2 tRNA genes are annotated in these 270 nt (G+C 49.3%); both read left to right on the top strand.

The annotated features are described in order from the left end of the window. The first annotated feature begins 61 nt into the window (after positions 1-61). Positions 62-137: transfer RNA gene (locus tag BAE46_RS14165), tRNA-Ala, on the top strand. Between the two features lie 22 nt (positions 138-159). After that, positions 160-236: transfer RNA gene (locus BAE46_RS14170), tRNA-Ile, on the top strand. Positions 237-270 lie beyond the last annotated feature (34 nt).

Consider the following 270-nt stretch of genomic DNA (forward strand, 5'->3'; position numbering starts at 1 on the left):
TAAAAAGATAGAGACACACCATACCTTACCGGTTTGCGTTCAAGTAATTGAGTGATAAAGCGGGGCTTTAGCTCAGCTGGGAGAGCGCCTGCCTTGCACGCAGGAGGTCAGCAGTTCGATCCTGCTAAGCTCCACCATTTGCTGCTAGATATAGAAAGCAGGCTTGTAGCTCAGCTGGTTAGAGCGCACCCCTGATAAGGGTGAGGTCGGCAGTTCAAGTCTGCCCAAGCCTACCATTTTTAGTTGGCAGTACGGTATGTGTGAAATAAT

This window comes from Glaciecola punicea, assembly GCF_001756615.1.
Lineage (GTDB): Bacteria > Pseudomonadota > Gammaproteobacteria > Enterobacterales > Alteromonadaceae > Glaciecola > Glaciecola punicea.